Annotated in this window: 14 protein-coding genes, 3 tRNA genes and 4 rRNA genes; 8 read left to right on the plus strand and 13 right to left on the minus strand. The window is 53.9% G+C overall.

What is annotated here, in order from left to right; all coding sequences use genetic code 11:
* Positions 1–197 precede the first annotated feature (197 nt).
* From ACX3P5_RS16485 to ACX3P5_RS16500, 4 genes are all read left to right on the plus strand, one after another.
* Positions 198–1,223, plus strand: coding sequence for an amino acid ABC transporter substrate-binding protein (locus tag ACX3P5_RS16485; protein ID WP_233986972.1), 1,026 nt, complete (start codon positions 198–200; stop codon positions 1,221–1,223).
* A gap of 68 nt (positions 1,224–1,291) precedes the next feature.
* On the plus strand, positions 1,292–2,470 hold the full coding sequence (locus ACX3P5_RS16490) for an amino acid ABC transporter permease (protein WP_458969008.1): 1,179 nt from the start codon (positions 1,292–1,294) through the stop codon (positions 2,468–2,470).
* 15 nt (positions 2,471–2,485) lie between these two features.
* On the plus strand, positions 2,486–3,586 hold the full coding sequence (locus tag ACX3P5_RS16495; protein ID WP_336756681.1) for an amino acid ABC transporter permease: 1,101 nt from the start codon (positions 2,486–2,488) through the stop codon (positions 3,584–3,586).
* A gap of 8 nt (positions 3,587–3,594) precedes the next feature.
* Complete coding sequence (locus ACX3P5_RS16500; RefSeq protein ID WP_094121126.1) at positions 3,595–4,356, plus strand: amino acid ABC transporter ATP-binding protein; 762 nt, start codon at positions 3,595–3,597, stop codon at positions 4,354–4,356.
* 171 nt (positions 4,357–4,527) lie between these two features.
* On the opposite strand, the gene rrf (ACX3P5_RS16505) is transcribed toward ACX3P5_RS16500, so the two are convergent.
* The 7 genes from rrf (ACX3P5_RS16505) to ACX3P5_RS16535 form a co-directional block, all read right to left on the minus strand.
* A 5S ribosomal RNA gene (gene rrf / locus ACX3P5_RS16505) occupies positions 4,528–4,643 on the minus strand.
* A gap of 33 nt (positions 4,644–4,676) precedes the next feature.
* Positions 4,677–4,752: transfer RNA gene (locus ACX3P5_RS16510), tRNA-Thr, on the minus strand.
* 14 nt (positions 4,753–4,766) lie between these two features.
* Positions 4,767–4,882: ribosomal RNA gene (gene rrf, locus ACX3P5_RS16515) — 5S ribosomal RNA — on the minus strand.
* 210 nt (positions 4,883–5,092) lie between these two features.
* A 23S ribosomal RNA gene (locus ACX3P5_RS16520) occupies positions 5,093–7,998 on the minus strand.
* Positions 7,999–8,210: 212 nt separating this feature from the next.
* Positions 8,211–8,286, minus strand: a tRNA-Ala gene (locus ACX3P5_RS16525).
* Between the two features lie 142 nt (positions 8,287–8,428).
* Positions 8,429–8,505 (minus strand) — tRNA-Ile (locus ACX3P5_RS16530).
* Between the two features lie 74 nt (positions 8,506–8,579).
* Positions 8,580–10,121: ribosomal RNA gene (locus tag ACX3P5_RS16535) — 16S ribosomal RNA — on the minus strand.
* The 16S, 23S and 5S rRNA genes sit together here with 3 tRNA genes alongside, the layout of an rRNA operon.
* A gap of 490 nt (positions 10,122–10,611) precedes the next feature.
* Between ACX3P5_RS16535 and ACX3P5_RS16540 the strand changes: the two genes are divergently transcribed.
* Positions 10,612–11,166 carry a gamma carbonic anhydrase family protein gene (locus tag ACX3P5_RS16540; protein WP_458969194.1) on the plus strand — a complete coding sequence of 185 codons (555 nt, stop codon included), beginning with the start codon at positions 10,612–10,614 and terminating at the stop codon, positions 11,164–11,166.
* On the opposite strand, the gene ACX3P5_RS16545 is transcribed toward ACX3P5_RS16540, so the two are convergent.
* Genes ACX3P5_RS16545 through dprA form a run of 6 tightly spaced genes read right to left on the minus strand, consistent with a single transcriptional unit; the run spans position 11,133 to position 14,918 of the window.
* Entirely contained in the window at positions 11,133–11,390 is a 258-nt protein-coding gene (locus ACX3P5_RS16545) for a DUF1488 family protein (RefSeq protein WP_233986969.1), read from the minus strand. The genes ACX3P5_RS16540 and ACX3P5_RS16545 overlap by 34 nt on opposite strands.
* Positions 11,387–12,205: a shikimate dehydrogenase gene (gene aroE, locus ACX3P5_RS16550; RefSeq protein WP_458969009.1), complete on the minus strand. Its 819-nt coding sequence runs from the start codon at positions 12,203–12,205 to the stop codon at positions 11,387–11,389. Before aroE ends, ACX3P5_RS16545 begins: the two co-directional genes overlap by 4 nt.
* Positions 12,206–12,208: 3 nt before the next feature.
* Positions 12,209–12,781, minus strand: a complete 573-nt coding sequence (gene tsaC / locus ACX3P5_RS16555; protein ID WP_233986967.1) for an L-threonylcarbamoyladenylate synthase type 1 TsaC — start codon at positions 12,779–12,781, stop codon at positions 12,209–12,211.
* Positions 12,782–12,787: 6 nt separating this feature from the next.
* Positions 12,788–13,333: a DNA topoisomerase family protein gene (locus ACX3P5_RS16560; protein WP_094121637.1), complete on the minus strand. Its 546-nt coding sequence runs from the start codon at positions 13,331–13,333 to the stop codon at positions 12,788–12,790.
* A gap of 24 nt (positions 13,334–13,357) precedes the next feature.
* The gene (gene smg / locus ACX3P5_RS16565; protein ID WP_069729811.1) at positions 13,358–13,831 is read right to left on the minus strand and encodes a DUF494 family protein Smg; all 474 of its coding nucleotides are present in this window, start codon (positions 13,829–13,831) and stop codon (positions 13,358–13,360) included.
* Positions 13,803–14,918: a DNA-protecting protein DprA gene (gene dprA, locus ACX3P5_RS16570; protein WP_458969010.1), complete on the minus strand. Its 1,116-nt coding sequence runs from the start codon at positions 14,916–14,918 to the stop codon at positions 13,803–13,805. Before dprA ends, smg begins: the two co-directional genes overlap by 29 nt.
* A gap of 115 nt (positions 14,919–15,033) precedes the next feature.
* Here dprA and def point away from each other — a divergent pair, with 115 nt between their 5' ends.
* From def to rsmB, 3 genes are read left to right on the plus strand one after another with little or no spacing between them, the layout of a single operon-like run.
* Positions 15,034–15,546: a peptide deformylase gene (gene def / locus ACX3P5_RS16575; RefSeq protein WP_233986964.1), complete on the plus strand. Its 513-nt coding sequence runs from the start codon at positions 15,034–15,036 to the stop codon at positions 15,544–15,546.
* A 20-nt stretch (positions 15,547–15,566) separates the two neighbouring features.
* Positions 15,567–16,511 carry a methionyl-tRNA formyltransferase gene (fmt, locus tag ACX3P5_RS16580; RefSeq protein ID WP_233986963.1) on the plus strand — a complete coding sequence of 315 codons (945 nt, stop codon included), beginning with the start codon at positions 15,567–15,569 and terminating at the stop codon, positions 16,509–16,511.
* 49 nt (positions 16,512–16,560) lie between these two features.
* Positions 16,561–17,862 (plus strand): 16S rRNA (cytosine(967)-C(5))-methyltransferase RsmB, encoded by a 1,302-nt coding sequence (rsmB, locus tag ACX3P5_RS16585; protein WP_458969011.1) that lies wholly within the window; start codon positions 16,561–16,563, stop codon positions 17,860–17,862.
* Positions 17,863–17,871 lie beyond the last annotated feature (9 nt).

A 17,871-nucleotide genomic window follows, 5' to 3' on the forward strand; every position in this document is an offset into this window, starting at 1 on the left:
TGCTTCCTTTTGGTGCGCCATATTAGCGGAACTTTCCCGCTGCTTCCGATTATTAACCGTTCTTTCATGATAATTCAGGGCCCTGCAAACCTGGCATCAGGTTTGCAGAGTCGTGGATGGCTGACCGCCACAGACAGGAAAAACGCACACTAAAGTGCGCAAACATAACAACATGATTCCTCCACACAGGATGCTTTATGAAAAAGATGATGCTCTCCACGCTGGTTGCTGCGGCCTCGCTGTTGGCCGTTGCTCAGCAGGCTCACGCTGGCACGACGCTGGATGCGATAAAGAAGAAAGGCTTTATTCAATGCGGTATCAGTGACGGTTTACCCGGCTTCTCCTATGCCGATGCCAGCGGCAAGTTTACCGGTATCGATGTTGATGTCTGCCGTGCGGCGGCCGCAGCGGTGTTTGGCGATGCGACCAAAGTGAAATATACCCCGCTGACCGCTAAAGAGCGTTTTACCGCGCTGCAGTCAGGTGAAGTCGATATCCTGTCGCGCAATACCACCTGGACCTCATCACGTGATGGCGGCATGGGCTTCCTGTTTGCTGGCGTCAATTATTACGACGGTATTGGCTTCCTGACTCACCAGAAAGCTGGGCTGAAAAGTGCTAAAGAACTGGACGGCGCTACTGTCTGTATTCAGGCGGGTACCGATACCGAGCTGAACGTGGCGGACTTCTTTAAAGCCAATAAGATGCAATATACGCCGGTGACCTTTGATCGCTCCGACGAATCGGCCAAAGCGCTGGATAGCGGCCGCTGCGATACGCTGGCCTCTGACCAGTCTCAGCTCTATGCGTTACGCATCAAGCTGGGCAAGCCTGACGAATTTATCGTGCTGCCAGAAGTGATTTCTAAAGAACCGCTGGGCCCGGTCGTTCGCCGCGGTGATGATGACTGGTTCACCATCGTTAAGTGGTCACTCTACGCCATGCTGAATGCTGAAGAGATGGGCGTTTCCTCGAAAAACGTTGATGAGATGACCGCCAAACCGACTACGCCAGATATGGCCCATCTGCTGGGTGCTGAGGGTGATTTTGGCAAGGATCTGAAACTGGACAACAAATGGGCCTACAACATCATCAAGCAAGTGGGCAACTATCAGGAAAGTTTCGATCGTAACGTGGGTAAAGATAGCGCATTGAAGATCGCTCGTGGTCAGAATGCGTTGTGGAACCAGGGCGGCATTCAGTACGCACCGCCAGTACGTTAATACTCCTCGCCAATCGGGCACCGTATTCTGCGGTGCCCTACCCCAGCTTTCGTTACTGAGGTTTCAACATGTCACAACGCCCAACCGTGAAAAGGGATTTTTCATTCGGTAATCCCACGGTTCGCGCCTGGCTTTATCAGCTCATAGCGATAGTCGCGGTGCTTGGTGTGGTGGGTTATCTGGTGCATAACACCATTATCAACCTGGCCAATCGCGGTATCACTTCCGGGTTTGGATTCCTTGAGCGCACTGCCGGTTTTGGTATTGTTCAGCACCTGATTGAGTACACCGAAGGAGATACTTACGCGCGCGTGTTTATGGTCGGGTTGACCAATACCCTGCTGGTCTCCGCGCTCTGTATCGTCTTTGCCTCCATTCTCGGCTTCGCTATTGGTCTTGCGCGGCTTTCTGACAACTGGCTGTTGCGGAAACTTTCCAATATCTATATCGAAACTTTCCGTAATATTCCGCCGCTGCTGCAGATCTTCTTCTGGTACTTTGCGGTGTTACGCAATCTGCCTGGCCCGCGTCAGGCGCTGAATGCTTTTGACCTGGCCTATGTCAGCAACCGTGGTTTATACGTCCCCTGGCCAACCTATGCAGCAGGCAGCTGGCCGTTTGTGATTGCGCTGCTGCTGGCTATTGCCGGCAGTTACGGCCTGTACCGTTTTAACCGTAAACATCAGCTGAAAACTGGTCAGTTACGTCGCTCATGGCCGGCGGCTATCGCGATGCTGATTCTGTTCCCGCTGATTGCGCATCTCGGTTTTGGCGCGGCGACCCACTGGGACGTGCCACAGCTACGCGGTTTTAACTTCCGTGGCGGCTCAGTGATGATCCCTGAGCTGGCGGCGCTGACCCTGGCGTTGTCGATCTATACCTCATCGTTTATTGCTGAAGTGATTCGCTCGGGGATTCAGTCGGTACCGTACGGGCAACATGAGGCGGCACGTTCGCTGGGCCTGCCTAATCCGGTAACGCTGCGGCAGGTGATTATCCCGCAGGCAATGCGCGTGATTATTCCTCCGCTGACCAGCCAGTATATGAACATCGTGAAAAACTCCTCACTGGCTGCCGCCATCGGTTATCCCGATATGGTGTCGCTGTTTGCCGGTTCAGTACTGAATCAGACCGGCCAGGCGATTGAGACCATTGCTATCACCATGGGCGTTTATCTGATCATCAGCCTGCTGATTTCACTGCTAATGAACCTCTATAACCGCAAAATTGCGCTGGTTGAGCGTTAAGAGAACGGGATGACTATGTCTGTTACCACACATGAAACGCCCCCCGTCCCGACGAATCTGGCGAGTCGCGCCTGGCGTTGGGCGCGTAAGAATTTATTTTCCAGCTGGTTTAACTCCCTGCTCACGCTGTTTTGCATCTGGGTGATCTGGCACGTTATTCCGCCTGCGCTGAACTGGCTGATCTTTCAGGCTAACTGGTTCGGTACCACCCGTGCTGACTGCACCAAAGAGGGCGCCTGTTGGGTCTTTATCCATGCCCGTTTTGGCCAGTTCATGTATGGGCTTTATCCGCATGAATTGCGCTGGCGGATTAACCTGGCGCTGGTAATTGGACTGCTGTCGATTATCCCGATGTTTATCAAAAGCCTGCCGTACCGTGGACGCTACATTGCACTCTGGGCAATTGCTTATCCGGTCATCGTCTGGTTTCTGCTTTATGGCGGCTATCTGGGACTGGAGCGGGTCGAAACCCGCCAGTGGGGCGGCTTAACCCTGACGCTGATTATCGCATCGGTCGGGATTGCCGGCGCTTTGCCGCTGGGAATTTTACTGGCGCTGGGACGTCGCTCAAAGATGCCGGTCGTGCGTACGCTGTCGATTATCTTCATCGAGTTCTGGCGCGGCGTACCTCTGATCACCGTGCTATTTATGTCATCCGTGATGCTGCCGCTGTTTATGGCTGAAGGCACTACCATCGACAAATTGGTGCGTGCGCTGGTTGGGGTCATTTTATTCCAGTCCGCCTATGTGGCTGAGGTGGTGCGTGGCGGTTTGCAGGCGCTGCCGAAAGGCCAGTATGAAGCCGCCGAGTCACTGGCGCTGGGCTACTGGAAGACGCAGATGCTGGTGATTCTGCCGCAGGCCCTCAAGATGACCATCCCGGGCCTGGTGAATACCATCATTGCGCTGTTTAAAGATACCAGCCTGGTGATCATCATCGGCCTGTTCGATCTGTTCAGCAGCGTCCAGCAGGCTACCGTCGATCCGACGTGGCTGGGCATGTCGACTGAAGGTTATGTCTTTGCTGCGCTGGTCTATTGGATTTTCTGTTTTAGCATGTCGCGCTACAGCCAGTACCTGGAAAAGCGCTTTCACACCGGGCGTAAATCGCACTGAGGTTTTACATGACACACTCTATGACACACTCTTCCGACGCGTTGATGATCTCGCTTGAGAACGTGAATAAATGGTACGGGCAGTTTCACGTACTGAAAGACATCAACCTGCAGGTTAAACCCCGCGAGCGCATCGTGCTGTGTGGTCCATCCGGCTCCGGTAAGTCGACCACCATTCGCTGCATAAACCATCTTGAAGAGCATCAGCAGGGGCGCATTGTCGTCGATGGTATTCATCTGAATGAGGATGTGCGCAACATTGAGCGGGTCCGTACCGAAGTGGGAATGGTCTTCCAGCACTTTAATCTGTTTCCGCATCTGACCGTATTACAGAACTGTACGCTGGCGCCGTCCTGGGTCAGAAAGATCCCTAAGAAAGAGGCCGATGAGCTGGCGATGCATTATCTGCAGCGGGTGCGTATCGCCGAACATGCGCACAAGTTTCCTGGCCAGCTCTCCGGCGGTCAGCAGCAGCGTGTTGCCATCGCCCGCTCGCTCTGCATGAAACCCAAAATCATGTTGTTTGATGAGCCGACCTCAGCGCTCGATCCTGAGATGGTGAAGGAAGTGCTGGATACTATGATTGGGCTGGCTGAGGATGGCATGACCATGCTGTGCGTTACCCATGAAATGGGCTTTGCCCGTACCGTTGCGGACCGTGTGATCTTTATGGATCGGGGTGAGATCGTTGAAGTGGCGCCACCGCAGGAGTTCTTCGCTCATCCTAAATCAGAACGCACCCGCGCCTTCCTGTCGCAGGTGATTCACTGACGTAGCACACAATCTCTATTACCCGGCCTGGTGCCGGGTTTTTTATTGGCTGTATAACAGAGGCGGCTAGTGCTGGACAGGGTGGTTTGCAATGGAGAAAAGGAGAGATTCTGGCGATTGCCACAACGAAAAAAGCCCTTCGCATATGCGAAGGGCTCTCTCTTATTTGATGCCTGGCAGTTCCCTACTCTCGCATGGGGAGACCCCACACTACCATCGGCGCTACGGCGTTTCACTTCTGAGTTCGGCATGGGGTCAGGTGGGACCACCGCGCTACAGCCGCCAGGCAAATTCTTTATTTACCGAACTCATGCCTTAACTGGTGCTGATACCCAGAGTCGAACTGGGGACCTCACCCTTACCAAGGGTGCGCTCTACCAACTGAGCCATATCAGCACACTAAATTTGATGCCTGGCAGTTCCCTACTCTCGCATGGGGAGACCCCACACTACCATCGGCGCTACGGCGTTTCACTTCTGAGTTCGGCATGGGGTCAGGTGGGACCACCGCGCTACAGCCGCCAGGCAAATTCTTTGTGCTCTGTCCTGTGTCTTTTGTGCTGATGCTGCGTTGGCCGCCCTCGCGCTACTCCGTCACATACTTCAGTATGCTCCTTCGTATCGCTCGGTTGCCGCCCTGCCTCAGCGCAAAATCCTCCGGACCCGTGTCCGCAGGACACAAACGTATCCGGTAACAAGCTGAAAATCTGTCTCTCAAAAACGCCTCTGGCGTTGTAAGGTTAAGCCTCACGGGTCATTAGTACCGGTTAGCTCAACGCATCGCTGCGCTTACACACCCGGCCTATCAACGTCGTCGTCTTCAACGTCCCTTCAGGACTCTCAAGGAGTCAGGGAGAACTCATCTCGGGGCAAGTTTCGTGCTTAGATGCTTTCAGCACTTATCTTTTCCGCACTTAGCTACCGGGCAATGCCATTGGCATGACAACCCGAACACCAGTGGTGCGTTCACTCCGGTCCTCTCGTACTAGGAGCAACCCCCCTCAATTCTCCAGCGCCCACGGCAGATAGGGACCGAACTGTCTCACGACGTTCTAAACCCAGCTCGCGTACCACTTTAAACGGCGAACAGCCGTACCCTTGGGACCTACTTCAGCCCCAGGATGTGATGAGCCGACATCGAGGTGCCAAACACCGCCGTCGATATGAACTCTTGGGCGGTATCAGCCTGTTATCCCCGGAGTACCTTTTATCCGTTGAGCGATGGCCCTTCCATTCAGAACCACCGGATCACTATGACCTGCTTTCGCACCTGCTCGAGCCGTCACTCTCGCAGTCAAGCCAGCTTATGCCATTGCACTAACCTCACGATGTCCGACCGTGATTAGCTGACCTTCGTGCTCCTCCGTTACGCTTTAGGAGGAGACCGCCCCAGTCAAACTACCCACCAGACACTGTCCGCACCCCGGATCACGGGGCCACGTTAGAACATCAAACATTAAAGGGTGGTATTTCAAGGTTGGCTCCACGCAGACTGGCGTCTGCGCTTCAAAGCCTCCCACCTATCCTACACATCAAGGCTCAATGTTCAGTGTCAAGCTGTAGTAAAGGTTCACGGGGTCTTTCCGTCTTGCCGCGGGTACACTGCATCTTCACAGCGAGTTCAATTTCACTGAGTCTCGGGTGGAGACAGCCTGGCCATCATTACGCCATTCGTGCAGGTCGGAACTTACCCGACAAGGAATTTCGCTACCTTAGGACCGTTATAGTTACGGCCGCCGTTTACCGGGGCTTCGATCAAGAGCTTCTCCTTGCGGATAACCCCATCAATTAACCTTCCGGCACCGGGCAGGCGTCACACCGTATACGTCCACTTTCGTGTTTGCACAGTGCTGTGTTTTTAATAAACAGTTGCAGCCAGCTGGTATCTTCGACTGGCTTCGGCTCGGGGAGCAAGTCCCTCCACCTACGCGCCAGCGTGCCTTCTCCCGAAGTTACGGCACCATTTTGCCTAGTTCCTTCACCCGAGTTCTCTCAAGCGCCTTGGTATTCTCTACCTGACCACCTGTGTCGGTTTGGGGTACGATTTTGTGTTACCTGATGCTTAGAGGCTTTTCCTGGAAGCAGGGCATTTATCACTTCAGCACCGTAGTGCCTCGTCATCACGCCTCAGTGTAAAGTGAACCGGATTTGCCTGGAACACACACCTACACGCTTAAACCGGGACAACCGTCGCCCGGCTGATATAGCCTTCTCCGTCCCCCCTTCGCAGTAACACCAAGTACAGGAATATTAACCTGTTTCCCATCGACTACGCCTTTCGGCCTCGCCTTAGGGGTCGACTCACCCTGCTCCGATTAACGTTGAACAGGAACCCTTGGTCTTCCGGCGAGCGGGCTTTTCACCCGCTTTATCGTTACTTATGTCAGCATTCGCACTTCTGATACCTCCAGCATGCCTCACAGCACACCTTCGACGGCTTACAGAACGCTCCCCTACCCAACAACACATAGTGTCGCTGCCGCAGCTTCGGTGCATGGTTTAGCCCCGTTACATCTTCCGCGCAGGCCGACTCGACCAGTGAGCTATTACGCTTTCTTTAAATGATGGCTGCTTCTAAGCCAACATCCTGGCTGTCTGTGCCTTCCCACATCGTTTCCCACTTAACCATGACTTTGGGACCTTAGCTGGCGGTCTGGGTTGTTTCCCTCTTCACGACGGACGTTAGCACCCGCCGTGTGTCTCCCGTGATAACATTCTTCGGTATTCGCAGTTTGCATCGGGTTGGTAAGCCGGGATGGCCCCCTAGCCGAAACAGTGCTCTACCCCCGAAGATGAGTTCACGAGGCGCTACCTAAATAGCTTTCGGGGAGAACCAGCTATCTCCCGGTTTGATTGGCCTTTCACCCCCAGCCACAGGTCATCCGCTAATTTTTCAACATTAGTCGGTTCGGTCCTCCAGTTAGTGTTACCCAACCTTCAACCTGCCCATGGCTAGATCACCGGGTTTCGGGTCTATACCCTGCAACTTAACGCCCAGTTAAGACTCGGTTTCCCTGCGGCTCCCCTATACGGTTAACCTTGCTACAGAATATAAGTCGCTGACCCATTATACAAAAGGTACGCAGTCACCCCCATAAAGAAGGCTCCCACTGCTTGTACGTACACGGTTTCAGGTTCTGTTTCACTCCCCTCGCCGGGGTTCTTTTCGCCTTTCCCTCACGGTACTGGTTCACTATCGGTCAGTCAGGAGTATTTAGCCTTGGAGGATGGTCCCCCCATATTCAGACAGGATACCACGTGTCCCGCCTTACTCATCGAGCTCACAGCATGTGTGTTTTTGTGTACGGGAGTATCACCCTGTACCCTGCGACTTTCCAGACGCTTCCACTAACACACAAGCTGATTCAGGCTCTGGGCTGCTCCCCGTTCGCTCGCCGCTACTGGGGGAATCTCGGTTGATTTCTTTTCCTCGGGGTACTTAGATGTTTCAGTTCCCCCGGTTCGCCTTGCAGCACTATGTATTCATGCTGCAATGATGCACTGAGTGCACCGGGTTTCCCCATTCGGACATCGACGGCTGTAGCGGTTCATATCACCTTACCGTCGCTTTACGCAGATTAGCACGTCCTTCATCGCCTCTGACTGCCAGGGCATCCACCGTGTACGCTTAGTCGCTTAACCTCACAACCCACAGGCGTTTTTCAACGCTGCAGACTGCAAGCATTTGAGAGACTCGAACATATCGTGTTTTTCATTCTTATTACGGAGAATGAAAACGACATGTCGTTTCAATTTTCAGCTTGTTCCGGATTGTTAAAGAGCATAATACTTCGCAGCACACCGTTGCCGGTACGCTCTGAAGTATTTTTTTCAGAAAAAACAGTAAGACGGTATGGTGGAGCTAAGCGGGATCGAACCGCTGACCTCCTGCGTGCAAGGCAGGCGCTCTCCCAGCTGAGCTATAGCCCCATACAGTTACTGCAGAGACCACTACTACCACTCAACCGAGTACATTCCGTAAGAAATGCAATTCGTGCTCAGGCAAGGCATGTTTCCGCGAAGCATAGTGAACTATGCGAGCCGGAGACATAACGCAGCGTGAGTGCGAATTTGGTAGGCCTGAGTGGACTTGAACCACCGACCTCACCCTTATCAGGGGTGCGCTCTAACCACCTGAGCTACAAGCCTGTAGAGGTTTTTTCTGCTCGTTACTTTTCTATCAGACAATCTGTGTGAGCACTTCGCGGGAAGGTATCTTCAGGTAAGGAGGTGATCCAACCGCAGGTTCCCCTACGGTTACCTTGTTACGACTTCACCCCAGTCATGAATCACAAAGTGGTAAGCGCCCTCCCGAAGGTTAAGCTACCTACTTCTTTTGCAACCCACTCCCATGGTGTGACGGGCGGTGTGTACAAGGCCCGGGAACGTATTCACCGTGGCATTCTGATCCACGATTACTAGCGATTCCGACTTCACGGAGTCGAGTTGCAGACTCCGATCCGGACTACGACGCACTTTGTGAGGTCCGCTTGCTCTCGCGAGGTCGCTTCTCTTTGTATGCGCCATTGTAGCACGTGTGTAGCCCTACTCGTAAGGGCCATGATGACTTGACGTCATCCCCACCTTCCTCCGGTTTATCACCGGCAGTCTCCTTTGAGTTCCCGACCGAATCGCTGGCAACAAAGGATAAGGGTTGCGCTCGTTGCGGGACTTAACCCAACATTTCACAACACGAGCTGACGACAGCCATGCAGCACCTGTCTCAGCGTTCCCGAAGGCACCAATCCATCTCTGGAAAGTTCGCTGGATGTCAAGAGTAGGTAAGGTTCTTCGCGTTGCATCGAATTAAACCACATGCTCCACCGCTTGTGCGGGCCCCCGTCAATTCATTTGAGTTTTAACCTTGCGGCCGTACTCCCCAGGCGGTCGACTTAACGCGTTAGCTCCGGAAGCCACTCCTCAAGGGAACAACCTCCAAGTCGACATCGTTTACGGCGTGGACTACCAGGGTATCTAATCCTGTTTGCTCCCCACGCTTTCGCACCTGAGCGTCAGTCTTTGTCCAGGGGGCCGCCTTCGCCACCGGTATTCCTCCAGATCTCTACGCATTTCACCGCTACACCTGGAATTCTACCCCCCTCTACAAGACTCAAGCCTGCCAGTTTCAAATGCAGTTCCCAGGTTAAGCCCGGGGATTTCACATCTGACTTAACAGACCGCCTGCGTGCGCTTTACGCCCAGTAATTCCGATTAACGCTTGCACCCTCCGTATTACCGCGGCTGCTGGCACGGAGTTAGCCGGTGCTTCTTCTGCGGGTAACGTCAATCGACGCGGTTATTAACCACATCGCCTTCCTCCCCGCTGAAAGTACTTTACAACCCGAAGGCCTTCTTCATACACGCGGCATGGCTGCATCAGGCTTGCGCCCATTGTGCAATATTCCCCACTGCTGCCTCCCGTAGGAGTCTGGACCGTGTCTCAGTTCCAGTGTGGCTGGTCATCCTCTCAGACCAGCTAGGGATCGTCGCCTAGGTGGGCCATTACCCCGCCTACTAGCTAATCCCATCTGGGTTCATCCGATAGTGAGAGGCCCGAAGGTCCCCCTCTTTGGTCTTGCGACGTTATGCGGTATTAGCCACCGTTTCCAGTGGTTATCCCCCTCTATCGGGCAGATCCCCAGACATTACTCACCCGTCCGCCACTCGTCACCCAAGGAGCAAGCTCCTCTGTGCTACCGTCCGACTTGCATGTGTTAGGCCTGCCGCCAGCGTTCAATCTGAGCCATGATCAAACTCTTCAATTTAAGTTTGATTTGCTTAAACAAGTTAAGCGGTGCTCATCTGTAAAACGTCATAATGAATTTCATTATGTGTTCACTCGTGAGACTTGATATTTTTTACGTCCGGAGACGCTGATATCAATCCTGCGAGTGCCCACACAGATTGTCTGATAAATTGTTAAAGAGCAGTGCGAGCAGCGGGTTAACCGTCTGTCGCGAGGTGGCGTATATTACGCTTTCCTCCTTCAGAGTCAACTTCTTTTTCAGAAGTTTTCTCCGGCGGCGCAGTCTCCTGTGCCTCTCAACCCGGCGGCCTGTAAGCCGTTGTTCCGTGTCGATGGAGGCGCATTATAGGGATCCCGCTTCAGAGCACAACCCTTTTTTTGGATCTTTTTCCTGAGTGGTTATAAATGATCCAGATTGGTGAGATCGCCAGCGATCCGGGTCAGAATTGGCTTGTCAGTTGCCTGAAATAACATCAGGCTGCAATAAATTCAGTATCAAGGAGAACATGATGACTTCCGCCTTACGCCCCTATAAACATCTCTTCCCGCAAACCGGCCAGCGCGTGATGGTCGATCCGAGTAGCGTCGTCGTCGGCGATGTGATTATGGAAGATGACGTCAGCATCTGGCCGCTGGTTGCGATTCGCGGTGACGTGAACCAGGTTCGCATTGGCGCCCGCACCAACATTCAGGATGGCAGCGTGCTGCATGTCACCCATAAGTCGGCCTCCAACCCAGAAGGCTTTCCGCTGATTATTGGGCAGGATGTGACAGTCGGGCATAAAGCGATGCTGCATGGCTGTACCATTGGCGATCGCGTATTGGTTGGAATGGGGTCAATCCTGCTGGATGGCGTAATAGTAGAAGAAGAGGTGATGATCGGTGCCGGAAGTCTGGTGCCGCCGGGTAAACGGCTGGAGAGTGGCTACCTTTACCTTGGCAGCCCGGTCAGGCAGGTTCGTCCGCTCAATGAGCAGGAAAAAGAAGGTTTACGCTATTCAGCCAACAACTATGTCAGCTGGAAAAATAATTACTCTGGCGAAGACAACCAGATCCAGCCCTGAGTATCAATATCATCCTGACGAATCGCCGTTTCGGCTTCCTCTTCCAGATCCCAGCGGTGATGCTGAAACAGCGTCATCGCGTCTTCCTCACCAAAGCGGGATCGTAATGTCGCGGCGCTGATGGCACAGGTCAACCGCATACCGTTAACCAGCACCGGAAAACAGATCGCCTGCCGCGCCGCGTCATAAATCTCATCATCGGGAAACTGGATGGCCTGATTCACGACTGCATCGCCTGCTTCAACTGAGCAATAACCGGCGTGATGTCTGGCATTACGCCGTGCCATAAATGAAAAGCATGCGCCGCCTGGCCCACCAGCATGCCTAATCCATCTGCCAGATGTTGCGCACCCTGCTCCTGACACCACTGCAGGAAAGGGGTCAGACCGCGTTGGTAGAACATGTCATAACAGCGCAGTTCAGGATGAATAAGTGTTACTGGCAGAGGCGGCGTTTTTCCCTCTACGCCGCTTGAGGTCGCATTGATGACCAGATCAAAAGTTTTGTCTGCCAGTTGCTCAAAGCCACACGCATTAATTGCGCCATTCTGCCGGAACAGCTCTGCCAGTTCCTCAGCACGGGCAAAGGTACGGTTGACGATAGTCATTGAGACCCCGGCTGACAGCAGCGGCAGGATCACGCCGCGAGCTGCCCCGCCCGCTCCCACCAGCAACACATTATCGCCGGGTTTGATCATTGCCAGCCGCTGAAGATCGCTCAGTAAGCCAATACCATCGGTGTTATCGCCATAAATCTGTCCGTCGCTGAGTTTCTTCAGGGTATTCACCGCACCCGAACGGGCAGCCCGATCGCTGAGCCGATCGGCAAACTCCCACGCCTGCTGCTTGAAAGGCAGAGTGACATTCGCCCCGCGGCCTTCCTGTTCAAAAAACGCCGTCAGAGCCTGCGGAAAACCATCAACCGGCGCGCAGATCCGGCCATAACGGTGCTCTATCCCGGTCTGTTCTGCAAAAGCCTGATGGATTAACGGTGATTTGCTGTGGTTGATTGGATTACCGAAAACGGCGAATTGGTCCATGATTTAGCCCTGACGTATGAGTTCGCCGCTGATGACATCGCGGATTTCAGAAGGGTTTTGCCGCCCACCGGTTTTGCCCGACAGGACCGGAAAATCATCCCCAAACTGCTGCTTAACCTCTTCGGCCGTGCGGCACGGAGGCTGACCCGACAGGTTGGCACTGGTAGAAACCAGCGGTTTACCAAACGCACGGCAAAGCGCCTGGACATCAGGATGATCGCTGACGCGAATCGCCAGCGAATCAAACTGCCCGGTTAACCAGCGTGGGGTCTGCGGTGGAACGGGAACCACAAAGGTCACCGGGCCCGGCCAGCAGGCAAACATCCGTTCACGCTGAATCACCGAGAGTTCGCGATCGGAGATATAGGGTTCGAGCTGCGAATAATCAGCAGCAATCAGGATCAGCCCCTTCTCCACCGGGCGCTGTTTCAGCGCCAGCAACGCCATAACGGCAGACTCACTGTCTGGATCACAGCCCAGCCCAAACACAGCTTCAGTGGGATAGGCGATCACTGCCTGACGATTCAGATGACTCACGCAGCGCTCAATGGAGCCGGCGAGATGTTGATTATCCATAATGTCTCAGTTCTCTTCAGCGATGGCTTTGCCACAACTCTTACTGGCACAAAAGCGTTTCACGCCCTGCGCCGTCTTCTTTTCTACTAATAGCGGAAACTGACAATGGGGACAGGTCCCGGCTACGGGTGTCAGATTAACTGCAAACTGGCAGGCCGGATAACGATCGCAGGAATGAAAGGTTTTGCCATAGCGTGAACGCCGCTGGACTAATTTACCTTGCTGACATTGCGGACATGTCAGTGTCGTTTCATCCGGTTTATCGATGGTTTCCGTGTAGCCACATTCCGGGTAGTGGCTGCAGCCGATAAACATGCCAAAGCGTCCCTGACGCAAAACTTTGTCTGCGCCGCAGTCCGGACAGGCGTGGCCTTCCAGCACTTTAACGACATGTCCGTCAGCCTGGCTTTTTAAAGGCCGGATATAGTCGCACGCTGGATAATTTGCGCAGCCCAAAAAAGGGCCATGTTTGCCGGAGCGTATAACCAGTTCTGCCCCGCAAGCGGGGCAGGGATCCTGTTTACGCACGGTGAAGAGTGCAGCTTTACTCATAACGATGAATGCATGAAAGGAATTTTAATGCAGCATACCTTCATTGACGTCGAATAGCAGTTCTTCCATCTGCTGATAAGCATTTTCACATCCGGGGATGTTAAACAGCACCATCAGCACCACCCATTTGAGATCCTCTAAGTCAAACTCAGGGGTATCAAGCGCCATGACTCGTTCGATGACCATCTCGCGCGTTTCCAGACTCAGCACCTGAATTTGTTCCAGGAAAAGCAGGAAACCACGGCTTTCAGCATCTAAACGGTTGCTCTCTTCATCGGTATAGATGCGCATAGAGAGCGGATCATTTGCCAGTAAAATTGGCGCAACCAGCCCTTCCTGATAGTCGGCCAACCTTTCTAACCAGTTCAACGCGCTGTAAATATCTTCACGATGAAACCCGGCATCCGTCAAGTCATCTGTCAATCTGTCCTGATCAACACCCATTTCTGCTTCGTTGTGGATATATGTCTCAAACAAGTACATGAGTACGTCGAACATGGCATGCCCTCCTTAATCGGACATAGCCGCCGGGTACAGCTGCGATCCATCCTGCTAACTCCAGTTCCAGCAACTGAGCTGAGATAACTGGCACAGGTTGGCCGGCACGTTCAGCGACAACGTCAACAGGTGTAACATCATCACCTACGTTAGCCAACACATCAGCAAATGGCAATGGAGCATCGTCACTGTCATCAGAATAAATTTGGTCTGTTTGTGTATCGGGCAACCAGCTCAGGACACTCGCCAGATCCTCCAGGATATTATTCGGATGCGCCACCAGCAGCGCCCCCTGCTGAATCAGCCAGTTAACGCCCTCGCCTGATGGATTGCCCAGCGCACCAGGCAGCGCATAAACATTCCGGTTCTGCTCCAGCGCATAACGAGCAGTAACCAGTGAACCACTCTTCAGCGAGGCTTCAACCACCAGCACGCCGAGGCTTAAACCGCTGATGATACGATTCCGGCGTGGAAAATTGTGTGGATGGGGAAGAGTGGCCAGCGGAAATTCAGAAATGATCGCCCCGCCCTGTTCTGTAATCTCGCCGGCCAGCCGCAGATGGCTCTTCGGATAGAGATGCTGAAGGCCGCTGCCTGACACCGCCACCGTTTTGCCACCCACATTGAGTGCGGCCTGATGTGCCACACCGTCAATCCCGCGCGCTAAACCGCTGGTAATAGTCAGCCCGCTAAGTGCCAGCTGCTGGGTAAACCAGTCGCACCAGTAGCGGCCAGCGTGCGAACTATTACGGCTGCCTACCACACCAAGCTGAGGCGTATTCAGTACGCCGGGATCGCCCTGGATGTACAGCACGGGCGGAAAGCGCGCAGTTTCTTTCAGCCGGACAGGATAGCCCGCATCCAGAGCGGTAAGCAGATGATGGTCAGGGCTGCTTGTCAGCCAGCGCCGTACCTCATCCACCTGCTTTTCGGGCAGTGCCTGATACTGCAGGCATTGTGCAGCATCCAGTCTGGTGTGCCGCAGATCGCCATCCGCGACCTCCAGTTGGGTGGCGACCTCAATCCAGCCTCTGCCGGTCATTCCGCTGATCGCAGCCAGCCGTACATAGCGCGCTATTTTGTCCATCTCTGACTCCCTGATCCCGCTTGCTTCCTGCCGCAGAATGCTGTCAATCAGGCCTCAAAAAGTCTACAATATGAGGTAGTAATCTTTTCTTAACCGAATACAGATCTGGATATTTATGTCAGTTTTGCAGGTATTACATTTCCCTGACGAGCGCCTTCGCAAAATCGCTGCGCCCGTTAAAGAAGTTAACGCAGACATTCAGCGTATCGTTGATGATATGTTCGAGACCATGTATGCCGAAGAAGGCATCGGTCTTGCTGCGACACAGGTGGACATCCACCAGCGCATCATCGTCATTGATGTTTCTGAAAGTCGTGAAGAGCGTCTGGTATTGATCAACCCTGAACTGCTGGAAAAAAGCGGCGAAACCGGTATCGAAGAGGGCTGTCTCTCTATCCCTGAACAGCGTGCCTTTGTGCCGCGCGCGGAACGGGTCAAGGTTCGCGCGCTGGATCGTGACGGCAACAGCTTTGAACTGGAAGCCAGTGAGCTTCTGGCCATCTGCATTCAGCATGAGATCGATCATCTGGATGGCAAACTGTTTATTGATTATCTGTCGCCTTTAAAGCGTCAGCGAATCAAAACAAAGTTAGAGAAGCTGGCGCGCCAGAACGCGCAGGCTTCCTGAGTTTCTGAGAAGGGATAAACGTGTCTGCCCCGCTAAAAATTATCTTTGCCGGCACACCTGACTTTGCAGCGCGTCATCTTGACGCGCTGCTTGCTTCTGAGCATCAGGTAGTCGGCGTATTCACCCAGCCTGACCGTCCCGCAGGTCGCGGCAATAAGTTAACGCCCGGCCCGGTTAAAACGCTGGCACTGGCTCACAATATTCCGGTTTATCAGCCTAAGTCGTTGCGACCCGAAGAGAACCAGCAGCTGGTCGCCGATTTACAGGCCGATGTGATGGTTGTGGTGGCATATGGGTTGATTTTACCGAAACCGGTACTTGATATGCCGCGTCTTGGCTGTATCAACGTGCATGGTTCTCTGCTGCCGCGCTGGCGTGGTGCCGCGCCTATCCAGCGTGCGCTTTGGGCTGGCGACAGTGAGACAGGTATCACCATCATGCAAATGGATGTGGGATTAGATACCGGAGACATGCTGTATAAACTGACCTGTCCGATTACGGCACAGGACACCAGCGCGACACTGTACGACAAGCTGGCGCAACTGGGACCGCAGGGCTTACTTGACACGCTGAGCTTAGTTGCCAGCCAGCAGGCTGTACCCGAAAAACAGGACGAATCACTCGCTAATTACGCGGAGAAACTGAGTAAAGAAGAGGCGCGTCTGGACTGGATGCTCCCGGCTGAACAGCTCGAACGCTGTATTCGCGCCTTTAACCCCTGGCCGATGAGTTTCTTCATGGTTGATGACCAGCTGGTTAAAGTCTGGCAGGCCAGCGTGTTGCCACACAGCGATCATCAGCCCGGTCAAATCATCCGTGCTGACAAACATGGCATCCAGGTGGCGACCGCTCAGGGTGTGCTTAATCTGTTGCAGTTGCAGCCCGCCGGTAAAAAACCGATGTCGGCTCAGGATCTTCTCAACTCGCGCCGGGAATGGTTTGAAGCTGGAACCCTTCTCGACTGACTCTCTGGCCCGGTCATGCACCGGGCTTTTTGTTTGATGACAAAATCCTATGAATAAATCAACCAACCTGCGTAGCCTCTCCGCTCAGCTCATTGAGCGCGTTGTCGATAAAGGCGAATCGCTTAATACGGCATTACCAGCGGCGCAGAAAAAACTTTCTGACAAAGACAGCGCTTTAGTGCAGGAGATCTGCTTTGGTGTGTTGCGTACGTTGCCGCAGCTTGAGGCCTTAATTGGCAAGCTGATGGAGCGTCCACTGACCGGCAAACAGCGTGTTCTGCATTACCTGATCATGGTCGGCCTCTATCAGCTGGAATATACCCGCGTTCCCGCTCATGCAGCGCTGGCTGAAACCGTGGCTGGCGCGGAAGTACTGAAACGCACCAGCCTGAAAGGGTTGCTTAACGGTGTTTTACGCCAGTATCAACGCCAGAGAGAAGAGCTGCTTGCCAGCATTCAGGATGGCCCGCAGCGCTATCTGCATCCGGGCTGGCTGTTAAAGCGGTTACAGCACGCCTGGCCGGAACAATGGCAGCAGATCGTTGAAGCGAACAATCTGCGCCCGCCAATGTGGTTGCGCGTTAACCGTCAGCATCACGACCGTGATGGCTGGCTGGCGATGCTGAATGAAAGCGGCAAGCTCGCCCATCCCGCAGCAGACGTGCCGGATGCCCTGCGTCTTGAATCGCCGGCATCGGTCAGCCAGCTACCGGGCTTCGATCAGGGCTGGGTAACCGTTCAGGATCTCTCCGCCCAGCGTTGCGCCTTGTTGCTGGAGCCGCAGAATGGTGAGCAGATTCTCGACCTGTGTGCCGCGCCGGGCGGCAAAACAACACATATTCTTGAGGTGGCGCCCGAAGCTCAGGTGCTGGCGGTAGATGTGGATGCACAGCGTCTCAAGCGCGTTGAAGAAAACCTTCAGCGTCTGGGGATGAAGGCTGAGGTGAAACAGGGTGATGGACGCACGCCACAGCAGTGGTGCGGCGATCGTCAGTTTGACCGTATTCTGCTGGATGCGCCCTGCTCAGCAACGGGCGTCATTCGCCGTCATCCGGATATTAAGTGGCTGCGTCGCGATCGTGACATCGCTGAACTGGCGAAGCTGCAACGCGAAATCCTGGATGCGGTCTGGCCCCACCTCAAACCTGGTGGCACCCTGATTTACGCCACCTGCTCGATTCTGCCTGAAGAGAATCAGCAGCAAATTGAGGCCTTTTTACAGCGTCAGCCGGATGCCGAAGCGAAGCCGCTGCAGAATGCGCCAGCTAATGGCTGGCAGCTCTTTCCTGAGGCCGAGGGCGGAGATGGTTTCTTCTACGCTAAGCTGATAAAAAAAGCGGATGCTAATTGATATGAGCGT

It is taken from the genome of Pantoea sp. S-LA4 (assembly GCF_054482835.1).

Bases quoted from the DNA above. Each gene is read 5' to 3' on its own strand.
- ACX3P5_RS16485 (WP_233986972.1), top strand. From the start codon at position 198: ATGAAAAAGATGATGCTCTCCACGCTGGTTGCTGCGGCCTCGCTGTTG.
- ACX3P5_RS16490 (WP_458969008.1), top strand. From the start codon at position 1,292: ATGTCACAACGCCCAACCGTGAAAAGGGATTTTTCATTCGGTAATCCC.
- ACX3P5_RS16495 (WP_336756681.1), top strand. From the start codon at position 2,486: ATGTCTGTTACCACACATGAAACGCCCCCCGTCCCGACGAATCTGGCG.
- ACX3P5_RS16500 (WP_094121126.1), top strand. From the start codon at position 3,595: ATGACACACTCTATGACACACTCTTCCGACGCGTTGATGATCTCGCTT.
- ACX3P5_RS16540 (WP_458969194.1), top strand. From the start codon at position 10,612: ATGACTTCCGCCTTACGCCCCTATAAACATCTCTTCCCGCAAACCGGC.
- aroE (WP_458969009.1), bottom strand. From the start codon at position 12,205: ATGGACCAATTCGCCGTTTTCGGTAATCCAATCAACCACAGCAAATCA.
- tsaC (WP_233986967.1), bottom strand. From the start codon at position 12,781: ATGGATAATCAACATCTCGCCGGCTCCATTGAGCGCTGCGTGAGTCAT.
- ACX3P5_RS16560 (WP_094121637.1), bottom strand. From the start codon at position 13,333: ATGAGTAAAGCTGCACTCTTCACCGTGCGTAAACAGGATCCCTGCCCC.
- smg (WP_069729811.1), bottom strand. From the start codon at position 13,831: ATGTTCGACGTACTCATGTACTTGTTTGAGACATATATCCACAACGAA.
- dprA (WP_458969010.1), bottom strand. From the start codon at position 14,918: ATGGACAAAATAGCGCGCTATGTACGGCTGGCTGCGATCAGCGGAATG.
- def (WP_233986964.1), top strand. From the start codon at position 15,034: ATGTCAGTTTTGCAGGTATTACATTTCCCTGACGAGCGCCTTCGCAAA.
- rsmB (WP_458969011.1), top strand. From the start codon at position 16,561: ATGAATAAATCAACCAACCTGCGTAGCCTCTCCGCTCAGCTCATTGAG.